The sequence below is a fragment of the Streptomyces sp. NPDC048337 genome (assembly GCF_043201175.1).
In the GTDB taxonomy this organism is placed as follows: Bacteria; Actinomycetota; Actinomycetes; order Streptomycetales; family Streptomycetaceae; genus Streptomyces.
In genome coordinates, this window is the sequence record NZ_JBICYR010000008.1 from 73,472 (window position 1) to 93,647 (window position 20,176).

General features: G+C 71.4%; 15 protein-coding genes and 1 pseudogene. 7 read left to right on the forward strand and 9 right to left on the reverse strand.

Annotated elements, in window-relative coordinates; genetic code table 11:
* The first annotated feature begins 31 nt into the window (after positions 1-31).
* From ACGFYU_RS15790 to ACGFYU_RS15800, 3 genes and pseudogenes are all read left to right on the forward strand, one after another.
* Positions 32-2,785: pseudogene (locus ACGFYU_RS15790) on the forward strand (DEAD/DEAH box helicase).
* A complete protein-coding gene (locus ACGFYU_RS15795) occupies positions 2,782-4,089 on the forward strand; it encodes an SWIM zinc finger family protein (RefSeq protein WP_393827845.1) in 1,308 nt (435 codons plus the stop codon). Before ACGFYU_RS15790 ends, ACGFYU_RS15795 begins: the two are co-directional and overlap by 4 nt.
* A 167-nt stretch (positions 4,090-4,256) precedes the next feature.
* Positions 4,257-4,844 carry a hypothetical protein gene (locus ACGFYU_RS15800; RefSeq protein WP_393827846.1) on the forward strand — a complete coding sequence of 196 codons (588 nt, stop codon included), beginning with the start codon at positions 4,257-4,259 and terminating at the stop codon, positions 4,842-4,844.
* 48 nt (positions 4,845-4,892) lie between these two features.
* Here ACGFYU_RS15800 and ACGFYU_RS15805 read toward each other — a convergent pair whose 3' ends face one another.
* From ACGFYU_RS15805 to ACGFYU_RS15815, 3 genes are all read right to left on the reverse strand, one after another.
* Positions 4,893-5,558: a response regulator gene (locus ACGFYU_RS15805; RefSeq protein WP_393827847.1), complete on the reverse strand. Its 666-nt coding sequence runs from the start codon at positions 5,556-5,558 to the stop codon at positions 4,893-4,895.
* A complete protein-coding gene (locus ACGFYU_RS15810; protein WP_393827848.1) occupies positions 5,552-7,522 on the reverse strand; it encodes a sensor histidine kinase in 1,971 nt (656 codons plus the stop codon). Before ACGFYU_RS15810 ends, ACGFYU_RS15805 begins: the two co-directional genes overlap by 7 nt.
* A 108-nt stretch (positions 7,523-7,630) precedes the next feature.
* Positions 7,631-8,284, reverse strand: coding sequence for a hypothetical protein (locus ACGFYU_RS15815; RefSeq protein ID WP_393827849.1), 654 nt, complete (start codon positions 8,282-8,284; stop codon positions 7,631-7,633).
* Between the two features lie 216 nt (positions 8,285-8,500).
* On the opposite strand from ACGFYU_RS15815, the gene ACGFYU_RS15820 reads away from it, so the two are divergent.
* Positions 8,501-8,989 carry a hypothetical protein gene (locus tag ACGFYU_RS15820; protein ID WP_393827850.1) on the forward strand — a complete coding sequence of 163 codons (489 nt, stop codon included), beginning with the start codon at positions 8,501-8,503 and terminating at the stop codon, positions 8,987-8,989.
* A gap of 93 nt (positions 8,990-9,082) precedes the next feature.
* Here the strand turns inward: ACGFYU_RS15820 and ACGFYU_RS15825 are convergent, their stop codons facing one another.
* From ACGFYU_RS15825 to ACGFYU_RS15835, 3 genes are all read right to left on the reverse strand, one after another.
* Positions 9,083-9,964: a GNAT family N-acetyltransferase gene (locus ACGFYU_RS15825; RefSeq protein WP_393827851.1), complete on the reverse strand. Its 882-nt coding sequence runs from the start codon at positions 9,962-9,964 to the stop codon at positions 9,083-9,085.
* A gap of 307 nt (positions 9,965-10,271) precedes the next feature.
* Positions 10,272-11,246, reverse strand: a complete 975-nt coding sequence (locus ACGFYU_RS15830) for a radical SAM protein (protein WP_393827852.1) — start codon at positions 11,244-11,246, stop codon at positions 10,272-10,274.
* Entirely contained in the window at positions 11,243-12,223 is a 981-nt protein-coding gene (locus ACGFYU_RS15835; protein WP_393827853.1) for a helix-turn-helix transcriptional regulator, read from the reverse strand. Before ACGFYU_RS15835 ends, ACGFYU_RS15830 begins: the two co-directional genes overlap by 4 nt.
* A 166-nt stretch (positions 12,224-12,389) precedes the next feature.
* Between ACGFYU_RS15835 and ACGFYU_RS15840 the strand changes: the two genes are divergently transcribed.
* On the forward strand, positions 12,390-12,833 hold the full coding sequence (locus tag ACGFYU_RS15840; RefSeq protein ID WP_393827854.1) for a VOC family protein: 444 nt from the start codon (positions 12,390-12,392) through the stop codon (positions 12,831-12,833).
* Between the two features lie 175 nt (positions 12,834-13,008).
* Here the strand turns inward: ACGFYU_RS15840 and ACGFYU_RS15845 are convergent, their stop codons facing one another.
* Together ACGFYU_RS15845 and ACGFYU_RS15850 are read right to left on the reverse strand one after the other, a co-directional pair.
* A complete protein-coding gene (locus ACGFYU_RS15845; protein WP_393827855.1) occupies positions 13,009-15,306 on the reverse strand; it encodes an excinuclease ABC subunit UvrA in 2,298 nt (765 codons plus the stop codon).
* A gap of 4 nt (positions 15,307-15,310) precedes the next feature.
* Positions 15,311-16,255, reverse strand: a complete 945-nt coding sequence (locus tag ACGFYU_RS15850; protein WP_393827856.1) for a Gfo/Idh/MocA family protein — start codon at positions 16,253-16,255, stop codon at positions 15,311-15,313.
* 118 nt (positions 16,256-16,373) lie between these two features.
* Between ACGFYU_RS15850 and ACGFYU_RS15855 the strand changes: the two genes are divergently transcribed.
* On the forward strand, positions 16,374-17,372 hold the full coding sequence (locus ACGFYU_RS15855; RefSeq protein WP_393827857.1) for a helix-turn-helix transcriptional regulator: 999 nt from the start codon (positions 16,374-16,376) through the stop codon (positions 17,370-17,372).
* Positions 17,373-17,596: 224 nt separating this feature from the next.
* On the opposite strand, the gene ACGFYU_RS15860 is transcribed toward ACGFYU_RS15855, so the two are convergent.
* A complete protein-coding gene (locus tag ACGFYU_RS15860) occupies positions 17,597-18,766 on the reverse strand; it encodes a magnesium and cobalt transport protein CorA (protein ID WP_393827858.1) in 1,170 nt (389 codons plus the stop codon).
* Positions 18,767-18,964: 198 nt separating this feature from the next.
* On the opposite strand from ACGFYU_RS15860, the gene ACGFYU_RS15865 reads away from it, so the two are divergent.
* Positions 18,965-20,098, forward strand: a complete 1,134-nt coding sequence (locus ACGFYU_RS15865) for a winged helix DNA-binding domain-containing protein (protein ID WP_393827859.1) — start codon at positions 18,965-18,967, stop codon at positions 20,096-20,098.
* Positions 20,099-20,176 lie beyond the last annotated feature (78 nt).

Consider the following 20,176-nt stretch of genomic DNA (forward strand, 5'->3'; position numbering starts at 1 on the left):
CCTGGCCGCGGAGCCCTCCCGGCAGGGGCGGATGCTGCTGTGGAGACCCACCGGGGCGGCGGCCGCCCCGGACGCACCCCCAGCCGGGATCGGGCACCGAGCGTACCGAGCTCGTCCTTCCGCACGGCCGGGCGGTGCGCAGGCGCACCGTCGAGGGGTACACGCTGGCCGTCCCCGTCGCCGTATCCGCCCTGCTGGCGACGGGGGTGGAGACGGGGACGCGGGACGCGTCCGCCACCGCCTGGCAGGCCGCGGCCCAGCTCGCGCTGCGGCTGCTCGCCGACGGCCGGCTCTTCCCCGCGCTCACGCCCGAGGGCTACGACAGCTGGCGGACAGGCCCCTTCACCACCGCCCAGCACCAGGCCCTGGCCGCTCTCGCCGAGGTATTCCCGCCGCACGCCCATTGTCTGCCCGTTCCGGGTTCCGCCCCGCTGCGGATCGCCGAACCGGCCGTCCTGGTACGGGAGTTCTGCGATGCCGTCGCGGACAGTCTGGCCCGCACCCCGGCCATGCCCCTCGCCATGGGCCCCGTTCCGTACGCCTGGCAGCAGGCGCGCCCCCTACCCGCCCTGCGCGCCTGGGCCGAGGAGACCGAGGCCGCGCTCACCGCCGACGTTCGCGTCTCACTGCGGGTCGAGCCGCCGACGGGCAGGCGCGGGCAGTTCCGGGCCGTGCTGCAGCTGCACACCGCGGCCGACCCCGCACTCGTCGTCGACGCCACCCACCTCTGGAGCGCACCGGCCGAGGTGGAACGCCTCCTCGGCTCGCGCGTGGAGACCGAGACGCTGCTCGCGCTGCGCCGTGGCGCCCGCGCCTGGCCGCCCCTGGCCCGCCTGCTGGGGGACGCCGCCCCCGACGAGCTGCGGCTGAACGACGACGAACCCATGGAGCTGCTGGGCGATGCCACCGGCCCGCTCGCTGCCGCCGGGGTGGCCGTGCACTGGCCGCGCGAACTGGTCAAGGCGCTCACCGCCACCGCCGAGATCACCCGGCGCGTCGCCCCCGGCTCCAGCGTGGGCCGGCTCCTGGACACCGACGCGCTCCTCGACTTCACCTGGCAGCTCTCGCTCGACGGCGAGCCGCTCACCGAGGCCGAGATGGACGAGCTGGCCGAAGCCCGCCGCCCGCTGATCCGGCTGCGCGAACAGTGGGTGGTCGCCGACCCCAAGCTGGTGGCCCGCGCCAAACGACGCCGGATGGATCCGCTCACCCCGATGGAGGCCCTTTCCGCCGCGCTGACCGGCGAGGCCGAACGGGACGGGGAGACCACCGCCTGCCAGGCCGCCGGCGCGCTCGGGGAACTGGTCGAAGCGATCCGCGACCCCGCCCTGCGCACCCCCGTCGAGCAACCCGCCCTGCTCAAGGCCACCCTGCGCGACTACCAGAAGCGGGGTCTCGCCTGGCTGGCCGAGATGTGCGCCCTCGGCCTGGGCGGCTGCCTCGCGGACGACATGGGCCTGGGCAAGACCATCACGCTCCTCGCCCTCCACCTCCACCGCCAGAGCGACCCCGCCACCGCCGGTCCCACGCTGGTGGTCTGCCCCGCCTCGCTGCTGGGCAACCGGGAGCGCGAGGCGGAGAAGTTCGCGCCCGGCACGCCTGTCCGCCGCTACCACGGCGGAGATCGGCTTATGACCGGTCTGGCCGACGACGAGATCGTCCTGGTCACCTACGGAGTCCTGCGCCGTGACCGCGAGACGCTCGCCGAGACCGCCTTCTCGCTGGTGGCCGCCGACGAGGCCCAGCACGTCAAGAACCCCTACGCGGTCCGCCCGTGAACTGCGCGCCCTGCCGGCGAAGGCCCGCGTCGCCCTGACCGGCACCCCCGTCGAGAACAACCTCTCCGAACTGTGGGCGCTGCTCGACTGGACCACCCCGGGGCTCCTCGGCCCGCTATCATCCTTCCGCGACCGCTACGCCCGTGCCGTCGAGTCGGGTGAGGACCCCGAGGCGGCGGAGCGGCTGTCGCGTCTCGTACGTCCCTTCCTGCTGCGCCGCAAGAAGTCCGACCCGGGCATCGCGCCCGAGCTGCCGCCCAAGACCGAGACCGACCGCGTCGTGTCACTGACGGCCGAACCGGCGGCCCTGTACGAGGCGGTGGTCCGCGAGACCATGGGCAAGATCCAGGAGTCCGAGGGCATCGCCCGGCGCGGCCTGGTCCTGAAGCTGCTCACCGCGCTGAAGCAGATCTGCAACCACCCCGCCCAGTACCTCAAGGAACCGCACGTGCCGGGCCGCGGCGCACCGCCGGCCGGCCGCTCCGGCAAACTCGACCTGCTCGACGAACTCCTGGACACCCTCATCGCCGAGGGCGAGTCGGTCCTGGTCTTCACCCAGTACAAGCAGATGGCGTCCTTGCTGGAGAAGCATCTCGCCGCCCGCGGTGTCCCCGCCGTCTTCCTGCACGGCGGAACCCCGGTAGCCCGCCGAGAGGGGATGGTGGAACGCTTCCAGGCCGGTGAGGTACCCCGTCTTCCTGCTGTCGCTCAGGGCGGCCGGCACCGGACTCAACCTCACCCGCGCCACCCATGTCGTGCACTACGACCGCTGGTGGAACCCAGCCGTCGAGGACCAGGCCACCGACCGCGCCTATCGCATTGGGCAGGATCGGCCCGTCCAGGTGCACAAGCTCATCGCCGAGGGAACCGTGGAGGACAAAGTGGCCCGGCTGCTCGATACCAAACGGGCCCTCGCCGAAGCCGTCGTCGGCTCCGGCGAGGCCGGTCTCACCGAACCGTCCGACGTCGACCTCGCCGAACTCGTCGCCCTGGGACGGCGGTCATGAGCCCCGCTCGGCCGTCGCCCGCCAGGCCCCCTGCCACGGCGGGATCCGCCCGCGCCGGAGCCCGCCGCGCGCCGGCCCGGGGCAAACGAGCCTTCGCCGCCACCTGGTGGGGCCAGGCCTGGGTTACCGCCCTGGAGGACTCCACCCTGGACGCGGCACGCCTCTCCCGCGGCCGCACCTATGCCCGCAAGGGACTGGTCGGGGCGCCCGTCGTCACCCCCGGTCGGGTCGAGGCCCTCGTCCAGGGCAGCCGCCCCAGCCCCTACCGCTCCTCGGTCCACCTGCCGGTTCTCACCGACACCCAGTGGGACATCCTCCTCGACGCCATCGCGGCCCGCGCCGGGCACCTCGCCGCTCTCCTCGACGGGGAGATGCCCTCCGAACTCGTCGACGACGCCGACGAGGCGGGCGTGCCCCTGCTGCCGCGCCCCACCGAACTCGACCCCGAATGTTCCTGCCCTGACTGGGGCTGCCCCTGCAAACACGCCGCCGCGCTCTGCTACGCCATCGCCTCTGCCATCGACGCCGATCCGTTCGTGCTGTTCGCGCTGCGCGGCCGTCAGCGCGAAGAGATCTTCGCCCAGCTGCGCGCACGCCGCGCGAAGCCTCAGCAGCGAGCTGCCGTACCCGGTGCTGCGGCGGGTATCCCGGCCGCCGCCGCGTACGCCCGCTGGGCAGACCGCTCCGACCGGCCCGGCGCGCTCCCTGATCTTCCGGCGCCGGCCTCGCACACCCTCGCGCTGCCCGTTCCCCCGCCGACCGCCGCCGGCCTGGGCGCCGAGGAACTCGAACACATCACGGCCGACGCCGCCGTACGCGCCGCACGGCTCCTCACCGGCGATGTCACCAGCCTGCACCTCACCCAGCACCAGGACGCGGTACGGATCGGCGCCACCCGCCCGCGACCTGGGCGGATCCACCACCTGACCCAGTCCACCGGCGTCAAGCCCCTTGAATTCGCCCGCCTTACCCGTGCCTGGCACCACGGAGGCCCCACCGGCCTCGCCGTCGCCGAGCAGCCCCACACCCCCGACCCCGCCATCATGGCCACCGCACGCACGAACCTGACCGAGGCCCTCGCCGAGATGACCGACACGGCCGTCCCCCTCAAGGCCTGGCGCAACCGCCTCACCCTCAACGATCAGGGACTCCAGCTCCGCCTCGGCCCCGACCACCGCTGGTACCCGTACGTCCACCAGGACGGCGACTGGTGGCCCGCAGGCCAGGCCGACACCGACCCGGCCGCCGCACTCACCGCGGCCGGGCAACAAAGTCCCGCCCGCTCCCGTTCGCGCGAGGCCTGACGCACCCTGCCCGGGCGGGGCGCAAGCGTCCAGGAGGAACTGGAGCGACTCGGAGTCGGTCCCGGGCAATCAGGACACGTGCCCCATGTGTGCGGGACAGGTGAGGGGCGAGGGTGGGGCAACAGCGCGGATACGCCGCGCTCCACCAGACGGTGAGGCATTAACGTATGTCCGGATTACGCACCTCCACGCTGGCCGGGGCCGTTGCCGTGGCTGCCCTGATGACCGTGGCGGCGCCCTCGGGGGCCGCCGTCGCCGCGACCGGCGGCGGTGAGAAGCACTGCACGGTGCGGCCGAACCAGCGGGAGGCGGTCTGTTTCGACACCTTCCCGCAGGCGATAGCCCACGCGACGAACGGTGCCGTACGCCTCCCGGCCGGGGCGAAGACGGTTACGCAGCAGCAGCTCGACGCGGGGGCCGCCGCCGGCGGCTTCGGGGCGAACGAGGCGACGGTCATCGCCGTCATCTACAACGACTCGAACTTCGGGGGACATTCGTTCACCTTTGTCAAGGACCACGGCTGCGACGGTGACTGGGGGACCGTCGACTTCGAGGAGGGCAACCTCCGGTACTTCAACGACAACACCGGCTTCAACTGGGGCGACGAGATCGGCTCGGCCCAGGAATACGCGGGCTGCCACGGCATCTACTACGAGCACAGCTGGTTCAATACACGAAAGTCCGGCCGCACCGTCGAAGGCGTGTGGAGCGGGGGCTGGATGGACGACGAGGCGTCCTCCATCCGCTGGGTCTGATTCCCGGGCGGCGGGCTGCCGGACCAGGTGGCCCGCCGCCGCGGGTGGTCACGGTCCGCCGCCCAGGCCTGACTGGCGGGCTCGCACGATGGCCTCGGCCCGCGTCGCCGCCTGAAGCTTCGCCAGGATGTTGGACAGGTGGTTGCGGACCGTCTTCGGGCTCAGTGTCAGACGCCGCGAGATCGCGAGGTTGTCCAGCCCGCGGGCCACCAGGTCCAGCACCTCCCGCTCCCGCGAGGTCAGCTCCGGCAACGGCACCGGCCCGCCCCCCGCCGCCGCGTGGCCCAGCAGGTACTCCATCGCCCGGCTTGCCACCGGGGGGCCCAGGATCACCTCCCCGTTGGCGACGGCCCGCACCGCCCGCTCGATCTCCGCCGGTGCTGCCCCCTTCAGGAGGTACCCCCGCGCGCCTGCCCGCATGGACGCGAAGACCGAATCGTCGTCGTCCAGCATCGTCACCACCAGAACCGCCGTCGGCGGGCACAGCCGCAGGATCTCGCGCGTCGCGTCCACCCCCGACAGGGCCGCGTCGCCCAGGTGCAGGTCCATCACCACCACGTCCGGGGTGAGGGCGACCGCGGCCGCCACCGCCGATTCCACCGAGGACGCCTCACCCACGACCTCCACCCCGGCCAGCGAACCCAGCAGCGCCGACATCCCCATCCGGAAGACGGGGTGGTCGTCCACGACCAGCACCCTCAGCACGCTCAGCACGGGAGCCTCAGTTCCAGGCGGGTGCCCCTACCGGACTCGCCCGGGGACCAGGTAGCGGTGCCGCCGACACCCTCGGCCCGTTCGCGGATCGAGTCCGTGCCGACCCCACGCCGGACATCCGCGGCCATGCCCCGCCCGTCGTCCTGCACCGATACGTTCAACAGCTGGTCGGCGATGGAGAGTTCGACCGCACACAGGCGGGCCTGTGCATGCCGGGACACATTGCGGATGGCCTCCGCGACGATCGCGTACACCGCCCCCGCGACTTCCGGTGGCGTGCCGTCGACCCCGTCACCCTCCGCCCGTACGACCACCGTCAGTCCGTCGGCCTCGTACCGCATCACGAGTTCCCGCAGTGCCGGTACGAGGCCCAGCTTGGCCAGCACCGGCGGGACCAGCCCCCGCGCGAGCACCCGGACCTCCTCCACCCGTGCGTCGACCTCGCCCCGCAACCGGCCCAGCAGCTCCTCCGCCCGGTCAGCGCCCTCCGGCAGAAGATTGCGGGCGGCGGACAGCCCGAGCCCTATGCCGGCCAGAGCCGGGCCGATCTCGTCATGCAACTCCCTTCGCAGCACTCGCCGTTCGTCGTCCCGGGCCGCCGCCAGCCGCCCGCGCGACTCTCGCAGCGCCCGCGTGACGGCGGCCAGCTGTACGGCGGTGGCCACCAGCGGGGCCACCTCGGCGAGGGCGGCGCGGGCCCGCCGGTCGAGACGCTCACCGGGGCGCGGGGTCACCAGCAGCACCCCGACCGGCTCCCCACGTACGACCAGCGGCACCTCCACGGCATCCGTCGCCGCCCCCGCCGCCGCCTCCCGTGCCTCGCCCGCGTCGAGGATCCGTGCGGATCCCAGGTTGAAGGAGGCCGCGATGGACTCCGCCATCCCCGCGAGCGATTGCTCCGGGGTTCCCGCGCTCCCCAGATGCCGCCCGACCCGGCTGAGCGCGGGCGCGGCGGCCTCCCCGTACACGAGCCGGTCCACGCGACGCTGCAGCCAGCCGCGGAAGGGCTGGATGCCGGCGGCGGTGGCCGCGGTGGCCAGCACCCGTGCCAGGGCGTCGTCGCCGGGGAGTACGAGCCCGAGGAGTGCGACGGTGGCGAAGTAGCCCGCCACCAGCATTCCCGTGAGCAGTGTCCACACCAGGGTCCGGTTGACGGCCAGATCGATGCCGAACATGCGCCGGCGCAGCACCGTGACCAGGATGGCGGCCGGGAAGAAGGCCTGCGAGGCCAGGTGCGTGAGCGGAATGAACAGTGCGAAGGCCAGGCTGGGTTCGCCCTCCGGCCATACGAGCAGCGGGACGAACGTCGAGGAGATCAGCGCGACACCGATGGCGAGCCAGCCGAGGCCGCGCGCGGCCGGATCCCGGTACCGGCACCAGGCCGCGTGCCCCGCAGCGGCGAGGCCGAGCGCCACGACGGCCAGCTGGATCCACCAGGCGACGGGTTCCGCGAGGCGCGCCCAGGACTCGCCCCGGATCGCGAGCGGTGAGAAGGACTCGCCCGACGCGGGCCACGGCCAGGGATCGAGGAGTCGGACGAGGAGGGTGGCGCCGATGGCGGCCACGCCGGCCCCGATGGCTGCGCGAGCGGATCGTGCCGGGCTCTCCTCAGTCAGCAGGTATGGCACGACGAGCATCAGGCCCAGGGTGCCGGGCACCCAGGCCGTGCCCTGCAGAATCGCCCAGCCCGGCGGCAGGTCGTCCGGCGACGGCGGGGCCATGACGCTCAGCTGCGCGACGACGGCGGCGACGCCCGTGCCCGCCGCCGTCAGGGCGACGAGCCAGCCCACCAGGTGCAGGCGGCGGCTCAGTACGACGGCCGCGACGAGCCCGTACACGAATGCGTTGGCGGTGTCGACGATGAAGAACCCCTGGTCGCTATTCCAGGGTGCGCCCGCCATGACGGCGAGGACGATCCCGGCGACCGCGAGCCCCCAGGTCGACACGAGTACGGCGGTGGCCACCCCCCGATGGCCACCGCCGCTTCGCTGTTGCTTGCGTCCCGCTACCTCAAGATCCCCCAAGTCCCCCATGCCATAAGGGTCTCAAGGCAGCGCGTACCTGTCACAGGGTCAGGCCGGGACACGCCGACCGAAGGCGAACGCGGCACCGAGGATGAGCAGGTACGGTACGCCGACCATCAGAGCCATGTACTGGAACGGGGTCACCTGCGTCACGGCGAGCAGAAGCCCGAAGACCACACTCACCACCCCGATCCAGCGCCCGACGGCCCCCTGCCGGAAGGCCGCGACGACCAGGGCGGCGGCGGTGAGCAGCAGTCCGGTCCAGAGCCAGCCGTAGGTGCCGAGCTGCCCGAGCGAGGACATGAGGGTGTCCGGGTCGCTCTCGGCCCGCATCCGGATCTGGTGGAACGCCTCGGTCCCCATCCCGCAGCCGGCCAGGCTCATGACCCCGGTGAGCAGCATCCCGATGAACGCGGTCATCGGCACCAGGCTCCCGGCCGGGCACTGCCGCTCCAGCCGCCGCTTGAGCCCGGCACCGAAGACCACCGCCCCGAAGGCGGCCACGGTGAACGCCAGTTGCGTGGCGAACGCCCACCACATGGTCGTGTCGTCCAACCGGGCCACCATCGCGGCGTTGTCGCCGAGATCAGCCTCCTCGAAGGGCCACAGCGGCCCCGCCGCGACGAATACCCCGACCCCCGCGAGGGCGGTCACGATCCCGCCCCACCCCCAGAAGCGCCCGTCTTCCCCCGTACCGGCCATACCGTCCCCTTGTGGTGCCGAGCGGGAGCCCTTCCCCCGCCCCACCACAGTCCCGCGCCCGCTGTCCCGCCCGCATGGGCCTGGCGTCCCGACGCCTCGGGATTTCTGTCCCGCCACCTCGCGATGAGAAACCCGTTCTGAGGCCCCGCCGGTCGGCGAACGTTGGCCGATTCACGCTCTGTTTGACGCTTGCTGGCAGATGATGGGCTATGCGTCGTGTCGGGGATCATCGCGGCGGCTGTCGCCGTCATAGGAACGCTGCTTGGTGCGGTTATCGCGCACCGCTACCAGCTGACGACCGTTATCCTGTCCGCAGCCCACGCCGACCGCGAACGAAGCCACCAGCGCCTCCTTGATGCGTGCGCTGACTTCATTGGCCTCGCGGAGGACTACCGGCGGGCGCAGTACGACCGATGGACAAGCCAGCACACGGCAGCCGAATCAGAGGCGGCCCTCGCGGCACGGGCCGAGTCGTACCGGCTCTACGTCGAGGTCCGCAGTAGCGCCTTCCGGCTCCGCCTCGTCGCTCTCGGCCCGCATGCGCGGCACCTCGCCGAGCAGGCTGCTGCGATCCAGGCGAAGACCCGAGAGATCATCTTCGCTGCCGACAAGGCCGACATGCTCCTCCGAGGCGAGGCAGCGGAGCATGCCTGCGAAGCCTTCGTGATCCGCGCCAGAGAGGTGCTTAACGGCCCTCCCAGCTAGGGCTTGTCTTTGGCTGGGATCACGAGGCGGAGTGGAGGCTGCGGATCCAGGTGACCGCTGCGCGTAAACGCCCTGGCGATGGGGACGGACGTTCTAGTGCTGCTCGAATCGGGCGCGGCGTGCGATGGGGGTGAATCCGAGGCTCTGGAAAAGTGCGGCGGACGCCGGGTTGTTGACGTTGACGTCCAGGAAGACCTCGGTGTCGCCGTGCCTTCGCAGGTGGTTGAGGGCGGTGGTGGCGAGTGCTCGTGCGAGGCCGCGTTTGCGCCATTGCGGAATGGCGCCGACCTGGATCAGGAAGCCTTCTCCACAGGTCACGAAACCTATGGGTGTGCCGTTGGCCGTGCGGGCCACGAGGGAGCACTGGGGCACGAAGGAGTCGTCGACCGTCCAGTCGACCCACTGGTCTTGTGTCCAGTCGGGGAAGCCGGGGCGGTCCGCGAAGGATGCGCGGTAGGCCTCGTAGAAGGCGCCCTGCTTGGCGCCCGTCCATTGCTCTGCGTGAACGGCTGCGGGAAGGGGGCTTGGCGGAAGGGAAGTCGTCAGGTCGCGGCGGTGGATGTCCTCGGCGAATACCTGCCGGAATCCTCGCGAGCGGAAGAGCGCGGAGGCATGCGGGGTCAGCGACTCGGTCTCCAACTGCACGGGCCCTGAGCAGCCGTCGGTCTCAGCCGCCAGGTCGAGGAGGTCGTCGAGGAGTCGGGCCCCGAGGCCGCGTCCGCGGTGGGTGGGATCGACGAGCCCCGTCACCACGCAGGCGTCGGGCGAGGTGCGCAGCGCTCCGCAGGCGAGAAGGCGGCGGTCGGTGAAGGCGCCGACGGCTGTCACGCCGGTACCGGTGTATCGGCGCTCCAGGAAGGCTGGGCTTGTGGTGGCTTGGAGGCCGCCGTCGGATCCCAGGCACCTCTTGGCGAGGTCGACGATCGCGGGCATGTCCTGCGGGGACAGCGGGGTCCAGTCAGTCCGTTCGGCCACCACCATCGCCTCCTCCACGTTGAGGGGATCGTACGTGCGTGCAGACCGCGCAGCCACACGTTCGCAGTGCGCCGTACGACGAGCCGGCGTTGGTCGCAGGGTGTGACATCCGATCGGCGCGCGGGCGACTGGATGTCGGCCTGGGTGGTGGCGAGTTTGCTGCCCAGCACTGTTCAGTGGCTAGGTAGACAAGTTCGTCGGGATCTATTCTCCCCAACCGCTCCCCAACGGGGCTTCATTCTCCCCGGATTCTCCCCAGCCGGCGCCGCCCCCGACCCCGTCGGCGCGCTCACCGCTGCCTGGGCCCTCACCGAGGCCGTCGGCTGCCGGCGGCGCGGATGTAGTCCTCCCAGCGGGGCAGACCGTGGCGGGCGGCGCGGGCGTGGACGTGGGCGGTGACCTGGCGGACGTAGTGGGCGGGCATGGCGCGCTCGTGCGCGTAGGACGAGGCCAGGCGCTGATGGAGGCGGGGCGGCAGGTGGTTGGCCGACTGGGTGAGGAACCAGTCGCGCGCGCCGGTGCTGATCCGCATCACGTCGGGATAGACGGTGACGGCTCCTGCCTCGGCGCACGCGTCCACGAGCGAGTCCAGGGCCTCGGGGCGGTCTGCGGCGTGCGGGATGACGGGGGCGATGAGGACGCCGGCGGGGACCCCGGCGGCGCGCAGGGCGGCGATCGTGGCAAGACGGGCGCGAGGGGGTGCGGTGCCGGGTTCGAAAGCACGCCACACCCGCTCGTCGAGAGAGCCGAGGGACGTCATGACCAGAACGTCGGCGGCGTCGGCGGCTTGGGCGTAGAGGGGGATGTCACGGCGCAGCAGGGCGCTTTTGGTGGTCGTGGTGAAGTTGACGCGGTGGTCGGTGAGGGCGCGCAGGATGCCGGGCATGAGGCGGTAGTGGCCTTCGGCGCGCTGGTAGCAGTCCGTGGAGGTGCCGACCATGACCCAGTCGTCGCCGGTCTTTCCGCCGCGAAGTTCACGGCGGAGGATCTCGGCGGCGTTGGTCTTGACGACGACCTGGCTGTTGAAGCCGGCACCGGGGTCGAAACCGAGGCGGCCGTGGCCGTCACGGGCGAAGCAGTAGGTGCATGCGTGGGTGCAGCCTCGGTAGGGGTTGAGGGTCCAGGCCATGCCGCCCGGCCGGGCTCCCCGGATCTTGTTGAGGAGGGTGCGTGCGCGCTGCTCGTGGAAGGTGATCCCGTGGAATCCGGGCGCGGGTACGGGCGGCGGGGTGACGAGTGCCGCGTCGAAGAGTCCGGGGGCTTCCCCGTCGTGGTCGTTCACTCTCCGGCCCTCGACTGCTCGGCGGTGTCGGCGGCACGCAGTACGCGTTCACCCAGAATGCGCAGGTGGGCGGCGAGTTCGGGCGGGTCGAGCACATCGAAGTCGTAGCCGAGGACGGCGACCCGGTAGGCGAGGTATTCCAGGGAGTCGGCGCCGGTGAGCAGGCGGCAGGTGTGCTCGTCGATGGGTTCGACCACGCCGAGGGAGGGCGGTACGCGGTCGGCGACGGCCTGCGCGGGCGCGTGGATCCGGAGCAGGGCGCGCGAGCCCTCCGTGCCGCTGAGGGAGGCGGCGACCCAGCTCGCGGCGTCCGTGCCGCCGGGCAGCTCGCGTGGCGGCACGCGGGAGCCCGTACGGAAGGGGTCGGCCAGGCGATCGAGGCGGAAGGTGCGCCAGTCGGCCCGGTCGCAGTCGTAGGCCACCAGGTACCAGCGGCGTCCGGCGGCGACGAGCTGGTGGGGCTCGGTCAGACGGCGGGTCTCGGCTCCGGCGCCGGAGCGGTAGCTGAAACGGATCTTCTCGTGGGCTACGCAGGCGGCGGCGATGAGCGCGAGGTGTTCGGCGTCCGCGGTCGGCCCGCTCTGCGGGAGGGCCACCGCGGCTTCCTGGAGGGCGGTCACCCTGCGGCGCAGCCGGGAGGGAAGCACCTGTTCCAGCTTGGCGAGGGCGCGTACGGAGGTCTCCTCGATGCCGGTGACCGAGCCTGCGGCGGCGGTTCGCAGGCCGATGGCGATGGCGACGGCCTCGTCGTCGTCCAGCAGGAGGGGCGGTATGGCGGTGCCGGCGGTGAGGCGGTAGCCGCCGGTGTTGCCCTGGGTGGCGTGGACGGGGTAGCCGAGCTCGCGCAGGCGGTCGATGTCCCGGCGGATGGTGCGCGGGCTGACGGCGAGGCGTTGGGCGAGCTCGTGGCCGGGCCATTCCCGGGGGGACTGGAGCAGGGAGAGCAGCCGGAGCAGGCGGGCGGGGGTGTCGCTCATGGGCGGCAGCATCCCACTCCAATAGGACACTTTCTGGCCTATTGGGGGCGAGGGCGCGGCCGAAGGGTCGGGTGCGTCCAATAGGTCATGAATTGACCTATTGCACTTCTATGGTCGCTTTCGACGGCAGGGAGAAGCCCGCCCCACGACTAGAAGGAGCCCCCTCATGCCCGAGCAGATCCAGCTCTTCACCCCGATGGTCTACTGCGACGGCGCCCTGGAGGCGATCGCGTTCTACGAAGACGTCTTCGGCGCGAAGGAGATCAGCGACCGCCGCATGCTCGCCTCCCACGTCGTACCAGGTGCCGAGAACGACCCCCAGCTCAGCCGCACGGTCGTCTACGCCAAGCTCCAGTTCTCCGACGGCAGCGCGCTCAACGTCGCCGACCACTGGGGCGACCCCACCGCTCGCACCGGCACTCTGACCGGCAACAACATCCACATCGGTACCCAGCACACCAGCGCGGCCGCGCAGCGCAAGGCGTTCGAGAAGCTCGCCACGGGCGGCACGGTGCACGAGGAACTGGCTCCCAAGCCCTGGGGCGCCGTCTACGGCATCGTCCGGGACAAGTACGGCGTGATCTGGGAGATGAACTGCTACCAGGGCTGACCGGCACCGCGCCGGCGGGTGCGAGGCCCCTCCAGCCCCGCACCCGCCCCGGGCCTCCGTCTCCGACTGCTTCCGGCGGACCCCGGCCCCGCCGACTACGCCGACGCCATCCGCGAAACCGCCCTGTACGTCGCGGGGGCCGGGCGCCCACGCTGCGCCCTGTCCTCCCGTCCCCTCACAGGCCCAGGTCCTGGCGCAGGGCCTGCGCCGTGTGTGAGCTACGGTGCTTCACGAGTTGCTCGGGGGTGCCGGTGAACAGCACCTGCCCGCCGTGGCGGCCACCTTCCGGGCCCATGTCGATGACCCAGTCGGCTCGCTTGACGATGTCGAGATTGTGCTCGATGACGATGACCGTATTGCCCTCGTCGACGAGCCGGTCCAGCAACCGCTGCAGGGTGGCGATGTCGGCCATGTGCAGGCCGGTGGTGGGCTCGTCCATCACGTAGATGCCGCTGCGGCCGCCCAGGTGCCCGGCGAGCTTGAGGCGCTGGCGCTCACCACCGGACAGGGTCGACAGGGGCTGGCCGAGGGTGAGGTAGCCCAGGCCGACCTCCACGAGCGTGGCCAGAGGGCCGCGGACCGGCTTCTCGGTGAAGAAGGCGCAGGCGTCTTCGGCGGTCATGGCCAGCACATCGGTCACCGTCTTGCCGCGCAGGGTGTACGAGAGCGCTTCGGCGCTGTAGCGCGATCCCCGGCATGCCTCGCACACGGTGGTCACCGGGTCCGCGAAGGCCATGTCCGCGGTGATGGAGCCCTTCCCGGCGCAGGCGGGACACGCGCCGGCCGAGTTGAAGCTGAACAGGCCGGCGCTGACGCCACCGGCCCGGGCGAAGAGCCCCCGCACGGTGTCCATCGCGCCGACCCAGCTTGCCGGTGTGGAACGGGAATTGGCCCCGATGGCGCCCTGGTCGATGAAGACCGCTTCGGGGTGCTGGGCGGCGAACACCTGTGAGATGAGGCTGGACTTACCGGATCCGGCCACCCCGGTCACAGCGGTGAGTACGCCGACGGGCACCTCGACGGAGACGTTCTTGAGGTTGTGGAGGGTGGCGCCGCGTACCTCGAGCTGCCCGGCCGGGCGTCGTACGGCCGTCTTCAGCTCGACCGCGGAAGTGAGGTGCCGACCGGTGGGGGTGTCGGCCTCGCGGAGTTCGTCGACGGTGCCCTGGAAGACGACCTGCCCGCCGTGGCGGCCCGCGCCGGGGCCCATGTCGATGATGTGGTCGGCGCCGGTGATGACATCGCGGTCGTGCTCGACGATGAGCAGGGTGTTGCCCTGGTCGCGCAGCTGGGCCAGCAGCTTCCCGACCCGCCCGACATCGCGCGGGTGCAGCCCCGTGGACGGCTCGTCGAAGATGTACGTCATTCCGGTCAGGCTGGAGCCCAGGTTGCGTACGATCTTCAGCCGCTGCCCCTCGCCGCCCGACAGGGAGCCGGTCTCACGACCCAGGTGCAGGTATCCCAGCCCGATGTCCTCGATCCGCTTCAGTCCCAGGATCGCGGCCCGTGCCAGCGGGGTGCCGAGCGGGTGTTCCACCTCGGTCAGGACGCTGATCAGGTCGGTGATCTCCATGTTCATGTGGTCGGCGATGGAGCGGCCGCCGACCTTGGTCTTCAGGGCGGCCTCGCCCAGGCGTGCGCCGTGGCAGGACGGGCACTCGCCCTCGGTGGTGAAGCCCTCGACCGCGTCGCGGGTCCGCTTGGAGAGCGTGGACAGGTCCCGGTTGAGGTAGAGGCGGTTGAACCGGTCGACAAGGCCCTCGTACGTGACGTTCTGCGTGCCCATCCGGGTGGCCAGCTCGATCTTCACCTCCCCGCCCTGCGGGCTGCCGTGCAGAAGGGTGTCCCACTCCTTCCTCGTGTACCGCTTCAGGGGCTTGTCGTTGTCGAACAGGCCCGAGCGCGCGTAGAGGGTCCACTGCACACCTCCCACGTTGAACAGAGGGAAGAGCAGGGCGCCGGTGTTCAGGGACTTGTCCTGGTCGAAGAAGCGGTCCAGGTCGAGCTGGACGGTGCGGCCCAGACCCTGGCAGGTCGGGCAGGCACCCGCCGGGTCGTTGAACGAGTACGCCGTCGACATGCCCGCCGAAGGCTCGCCCGCGCGGGAGAACAGCAGCCGGATCAGCGAGGCGATGTCCGTCATGGTGCCGACGGTCGAGCGCGAGCCTCCGCCGAGCGGGCGCTGGTCCACGACGATCGCCGGGGACAGGTCCTCGATCGCGTCGGCCTCGGGCTTCTCGTACTTCGGCAGCCGGTTGCGTACGAAGGCCGGGAAGGTCTCGTTCATCTGGCGCTGGGACTCCACGGCGATCGTGTCGAAGACCACCGACGACTTCCCGGACCCGGAGACCCCCGTGAACACCGTGATCACACCCTTGGGGATGCGCAGGGAGATGTCCTGGAGGTTGTGCACCCGGGCCCCGGTGATCACGATCTCGTCGTGCGGACGCCTCGGATTCTTCGGGGCGGTCATGGCGTCACGCGCCCATCAGGCGCTGGTGGATGTCCAGGGCCAGACGCAGGGTGTCGGTGGCCGTACGCGGCGTGAGCAGGTTGTCCTTGGCGCCCGTGGCCAGGCAGTCCAGGACGTGGCCGATCGCGGCGGCGTAGATGTCGGCCGGAGCCAGGGCGATCTCCCGCTGCCCGGCGGGGGTGTACTCGGTGAGCCGCATGGACGGCCCGGCCGGGTCGTACGGGGTCTCGTGGAGTTGGAGGACGCCGTCGGTGAAGACCGCCTCGAAGCCGTGCGTGACCCCGTACGAGGCGGGCACGAGCGTGGACGTGGTGAACTCGACGAGCGTGCCGTCGTAGCCGAGTACCGTTTCGGCGGCAGCCCGCCGCGGGCCGGCGCTGACGCCCGCGGTCTGGATGGAGGCGGGCAGGCCCAGGGCGGCGACGATGTAGTCGAGGTCGGAGAGCATGACCTCCAGGGCCAGCTGCTCCAGGCCCAGCGTCACCGGGCCCCAGACCGGGCCGGCCTTGCGGTAGGAGCGCAGGGTCTTGAGCCCGCCGAGCGCCCCGTCGGCGATGGTGGCGTGCAGGTGCTGCACCGCGGGGTGCACCCGCATGAACATGTCGATGAACACCTGTCGGTCACTTGCCTCGGCGGCTCGGCAGATCTCCTCCGCCTCCGCCACGCTCGGGGCGATGGGCAGCTCGCACAGCACGTGCTTGTCCGCCGCGAGCGCCCGCAGGATGTGCTCCCTGTGCAGGGCGGTGGGCAGGCACACGTCCACCAGGTCCACGGCGGGGTCGCGGTAGATGTCCTCGACATCCGTGGTGGTGGCGAAGCCGAACTTCTCCGCGAAGACGGCGAGCTTCTCCGGGGTGCGGCCGAACACGACGACCTCGGTGTCGGGGCGGGCGGCGTAGACGCCCGCGTGGGCGATGGCGAAACCGGTACCCAGCAGTCCGATCTTCATGACGAGACATCTCCTGTGGAAGTTCGTACGGAATGCGCTGTTTCATCCCGTTGGTGACCTCCACGCTAGAACCGGTTTAGGACACCTCTCGTCACTAATTGGGCCCATAGTGGAAAACATGACGAGCGACATGCCCGCCCGGATGCTCCGCCTCCTCTCCCTCCTGCAGACCCGTCGCGAATGGCCCGGCCAGGAACTCGCCGAACGCCTCGGCGTGACCCTGCGCACCGTCCGCCGGGACGTCGACCGCCTGCGCGAGCTCGGCTACCCGGTCGAAGGCACCACGGGCCCCACCGGCGGCTACCGCCTGGGCGCCGGCGCCCACCTGCCCCCGCTCCTCCTTGACGACGAGGAAGCCGTCGCCATCGCCGTCGCCCTGCGCACGGCCGCCTCCGGCGTCACCGGCATCGAGGAGAGCGCCCTGCGGGCCCTGGCCAAACTCGAACAGGTCCTCCCCGCCCGACTGCGCACCAAGGTCTCGGCCCTGCAGGAGGCGACCACCGCGCCCCTCACCTACGGCGCCCCCGAAGGAGCACCTCAAGTCGATCCCTCGACGCTGTCCGTCCTCGCCGCAGCCTGTCGCGATCACGAGATCGTCACCTTCGTCTACACCACCCGACACGGAACCCCCGGGCCGCGCCGGTGCGAACCCCGGGCTCTCGTCCCGGCCGCGGGTCGGTGGTACCTCGTCGGGTACGACACCCACCAAGACGACTGGCGTCTCTACCGCCTCGACCGAATGTTCGAGCCCGCCCCCACGGGGCGCCGGGTCCCGCCGCGCGAACTGCCGGCCCCGGACCCTGGCGCCTTCGTCGCCGCCAAGATCGCCACCACGCCTGCCCGACACCGAGCCGTCGCCACGGTCCAGGCCCCTGCCGAGGTCGTGCTCGCCCGCACTCAGGGTCTGCCCGGGCGCGTCACCCCGATCGACGCCACAAGCTGCACGGTCGACCTCTCCGGCGACTCCCTGCCTCGCATCGCCCAGCTTCTGGCGGCCCTGGACGCGGACTGCGCGCTGGCCGCCGACCAGGAGGTGCTCCGCCACTTGCGCACCGCGGCCCAGCGGACCCTGCGCCTCACCGAGCCTTCTTCGGCCACTGAGACCGGAACGGCGTAGCCCCAGGGGGAGGCCGCCGGTTGAGCGGCGTGTGGGATTCTCCCCGAATTCTCCCCAACGCTCGCTGGATACCAAAAGCCCTGGTCAGGGGCTCGTTAAGGGCAGGGCGAGGAGATCATCCGCATAACTTCTCCCCAGGGCCTCCCCAGAGTCCGAAATGGGCGGCTCGTGTGGGAGGTGCAGGCGCAAACCGTGCGCGCAGCTCGAGTGGGGTCAGTCGCCTCTTAAAGCCAGTCCCGCCGCTTGAAAACTACGTACAAGCTGACGCAAACCACCCCCATCAAGCCGACTGCGAAGGGGTATCCGAAGCTCCAACTCAGCTCGGGCATGGAGTCGAAGTTCATGCCGTAGATGGTCCCCACGAGTGTGGGTGCAAAGAGAATGGCTGCCCAGCTCGAGATCTTCTTGATCTCCTCGTTCTGTTCGAAGCCGGCTTCGGCCAGGGCGCGCATTTCGGCGTTCTGTTGTTGGGAGACCAGGGTGGCGTTGACCGTCAGGATTTCGGTCAGGGCCTGGCGGAAGCCGTCGACGCGTTCGCTGGTGTGGGTGACGTGGTCCGCCACGTCGCGGAGGTAGCGCTGGAGTTCCTCGTCCGTGCCGTACTTCGCGAAGCCCGCCATCAGGCCGTGGAGCATGCCGACCAGGGGGCGGGTGGCGCGCTGGAACTCGACCATTTCGCGGGAGAGTTCGTAGATGCGGCGGGAGACCGCCGGGTCGCCGCGGAAGACCTCCGTCTCGATCTCGTCGATGTCGGTCTGGACGCCCTCGACGACCGGTGCGTAGCCGTCGACCACCGCGTCGAGGATGGCGTACAGGGCGGCCTCGGGGCCGAGGGAGAGGAGTTCCGGGGTGCCCTCCATGCGGCGGCGGACGCTGGAGAGGTCCGGGGCGCCGCCGTGGCGGACCGTGATCAGGAAGTCCGGGCCGACGAAGACGTGGAGTTCGCCGAACTCCACCTCCTCCTGGGCGTCGAGGTAGCGGGCCGCGCGCAGGACCACGAAGAGGGTGTCGCCGTAGCGTTCCAGCTTGGGGCGCTGGTGGGCCTCCAGGGCGTCTTCGACGGCGAGTTCGTGGAGGTTGAACTCGGCGGCCAGGGAGTGAAGTTCGGTCTCGGTCGGGCGGTGCAGGCCGATCCAGGCCATCCCGTCCGGCTCCTCGCGCAGCTGCCGGAAGGTGTCCGCCAGGGTGGCGGGGGAGGCGACCCGGCGGCCGTCGCGGTAGACGGCGGAGTCGATCACGCTGCGGTGGTTCGGGGGAGTGGGGGCGGCCGGTGCGGACTGCGGACCGGACGACTGCCCGCCCGCCGGGGGTGTGGCGCCCGGGGAGCCGGGGCGGCGCCACGCCGGGCGCTTCGCGGCGGACGGCGGGGTGCGGCGGTCTGGGCGCTCCGACATCGCAGGTCAGCTCCCGGTCGAACGTCTATTTACGGGCAAGGGGCAGGATATACGGGAGAAACGGGCATCGGGGTGTGTGGGTGGGGTCAGGGGATTGGGTTGTGGGCCGACATGCGTGAGTTGGCGGGCGTGCGTGAGTTGGCGGGCGTTTGTGAGTTGCGGACAGGCCGTGTCCGCAAGGAGGGATAGCTTGCTGTCATGGCCTCCAGGACTACGCATCCCGTACTCGACACCCGGTCGCTGAACCGTGCCACGCTCGCCCGCCAGCTGCTCCTGAGCCGCGCCGAGATGTCCGCCGCGGACGCCGTCGGGCACCTCCTCGGCCTCCAGGCGCAGAACGTGAAGCCCCCGTACTACCAGCTCCACGCCCGGCTCGCCGGCTTCCGGCCCGCCGAGTTGGCGGGGCTCATGGAGTCCCGCGAGGTGGTCCGGATGGTCACCATGCGCTCGACGATCCACACCCACACCGCGCACGACGCGCTGACGCTGCGCCCGCTCGTGCAGCCCGCCCGCGACCGGGAGGTGAACTACTTCCGCAAGGGCCTCGTCGGGGTGGACCTGGACCGGCTCGCCGAGCACGCCCGCGCCTTCGTCGAGAGCGAGCCGCGCACCATGGGCGAGATCCGCGAGGAGCTGCTGCGGCACTGGCCCGACGCCGACCCGCAGTCCCTGTCCGTCGCCGCCCGCTGCCGGCTGCCGCTGGTCCAGGTCACGCCCCGCGGGGTCTGGGGGCGCAGCGGGCAGGTGCGCCTCACCACCGTCGAGCACTGGCTCGGGCGGCCCGCCGCGGAGGCCGCCCGGGCGCAGCCCGTGGACGAGGTCGTGCTCCGCTACCTCGCGGCTTTCGGGCCCGCCTCCGTCAAGGACATGCAGGTGTGGGCAGGACTGACCCGGCTGCGCGAGGCCTTCGAGCGGCTGCGCCCCGGGCTCGAAGTCTTCCGGGACGAGGACGGCGTCGAGCTCTTCGATCTGCCCGACGCCCCGCGTCCCGACGCGCAGACCCCGGCGCCGCCCCGCTTCCTCCCCGAATTCGACAACCTCCTCCTCTCGCACGCCGACCGCGGCCGCGTGGTCCCCCCGGAGGTCAAGGGGCGCACCTGGACCGGGAACCAGGCCCACCGGACCCTGCTCGTCGACGGCTTCCTGGCCGGTCTCTGGAAGGAAGCGGACGGGGTGGTCACCGTGGAGCTGTTCGGGGAGGTTTCGGCGGCGCGGAAGGAGGAGATCGTGGCCGAGGGGGAGTTGATGATCTCCGCGATGGGCGGGTCCGAGGGTGAGGCCGGGAGGGGCTCCGGGCGCGGCTCCGTACGCTTTGGATCCATTCGCGGCTGACCGCCTCGCCGCTGCCCGTCCGTGCCAGACTGCGGGCATTCGTCAGTCGTTACCCGTCAGTCGTTACTCGTTACTCGT

Excerpts from the sequence above, each read along its gene's own strand:
- ACGFYU_RS15795 (WP_393827845.1), top strand. The coding sequence starts at position 2,782 with ATGAGCCCCGCTCGGCCGTCGCCCGCCAGGCCCCCTGCCACGGCGGGA.
- ACGFYU_RS15800 (WP_393827846.1), top strand. The coding sequence starts at position 4,257 with ATGTCCGGATTACGCACCTCCACGCTGGCCGGGGCCGTTGCCGTGGCT.
- ACGFYU_RS15815 (WP_393827849.1), bottom strand. The coding sequence starts at position 8,284 with ATGGCCGGTACGGGGGAAGACGGGCGCTTCTGGGGGTGGGGCGGGATC.
- ACGFYU_RS15835 (WP_393827853.1), bottom strand. The coding sequence starts at position 12,223 with ATGAGCGACACCCCCGCCCGCCTGCTCCGGCTGCTCTCCCTGCTCCAG.
- ACGFYU_RS15840 (WP_393827854.1), top strand. The coding sequence starts at position 12,390 with ATGCCCGAGCAGATCCAGCTCTTCACCCCGATGGTCTACTGCGACGGC.
- ACGFYU_RS15845 (WP_393827855.1), bottom strand. The coding sequence starts at position 15,306 with ATGACCGCCCCGAAGAATCCGAGGCGTCCGCACGACGAGATCGTGATC.
- ACGFYU_RS15850 (WP_393827856.1), bottom strand. The coding sequence starts at position 16,255 with ATGAAGATCGGACTGCTGGGTACCGGTTTCGCCATCGCCCACGCGGGC.
- ACGFYU_RS15855 (WP_393827857.1), top strand. The coding sequence starts at position 16,374 with ATGACGAGCGACATGCCCGCCCGGATGCTCCGCCTCCTCTCCCTCCTG.
- ACGFYU_RS15860 (WP_393827858.1), bottom strand. The coding sequence starts at position 18,766 with ATGTCGGAGCGCCCAGACCGCCGCACCCCGCCGTCCGCCGCGAAGCGC.
- ACGFYU_RS15865 (WP_393827859.1), top strand. The coding sequence starts at position 18,965 with ATGGCCTCCAGGACTACGCATCCCGTACTCGACACCCGGTCGCTGAAC.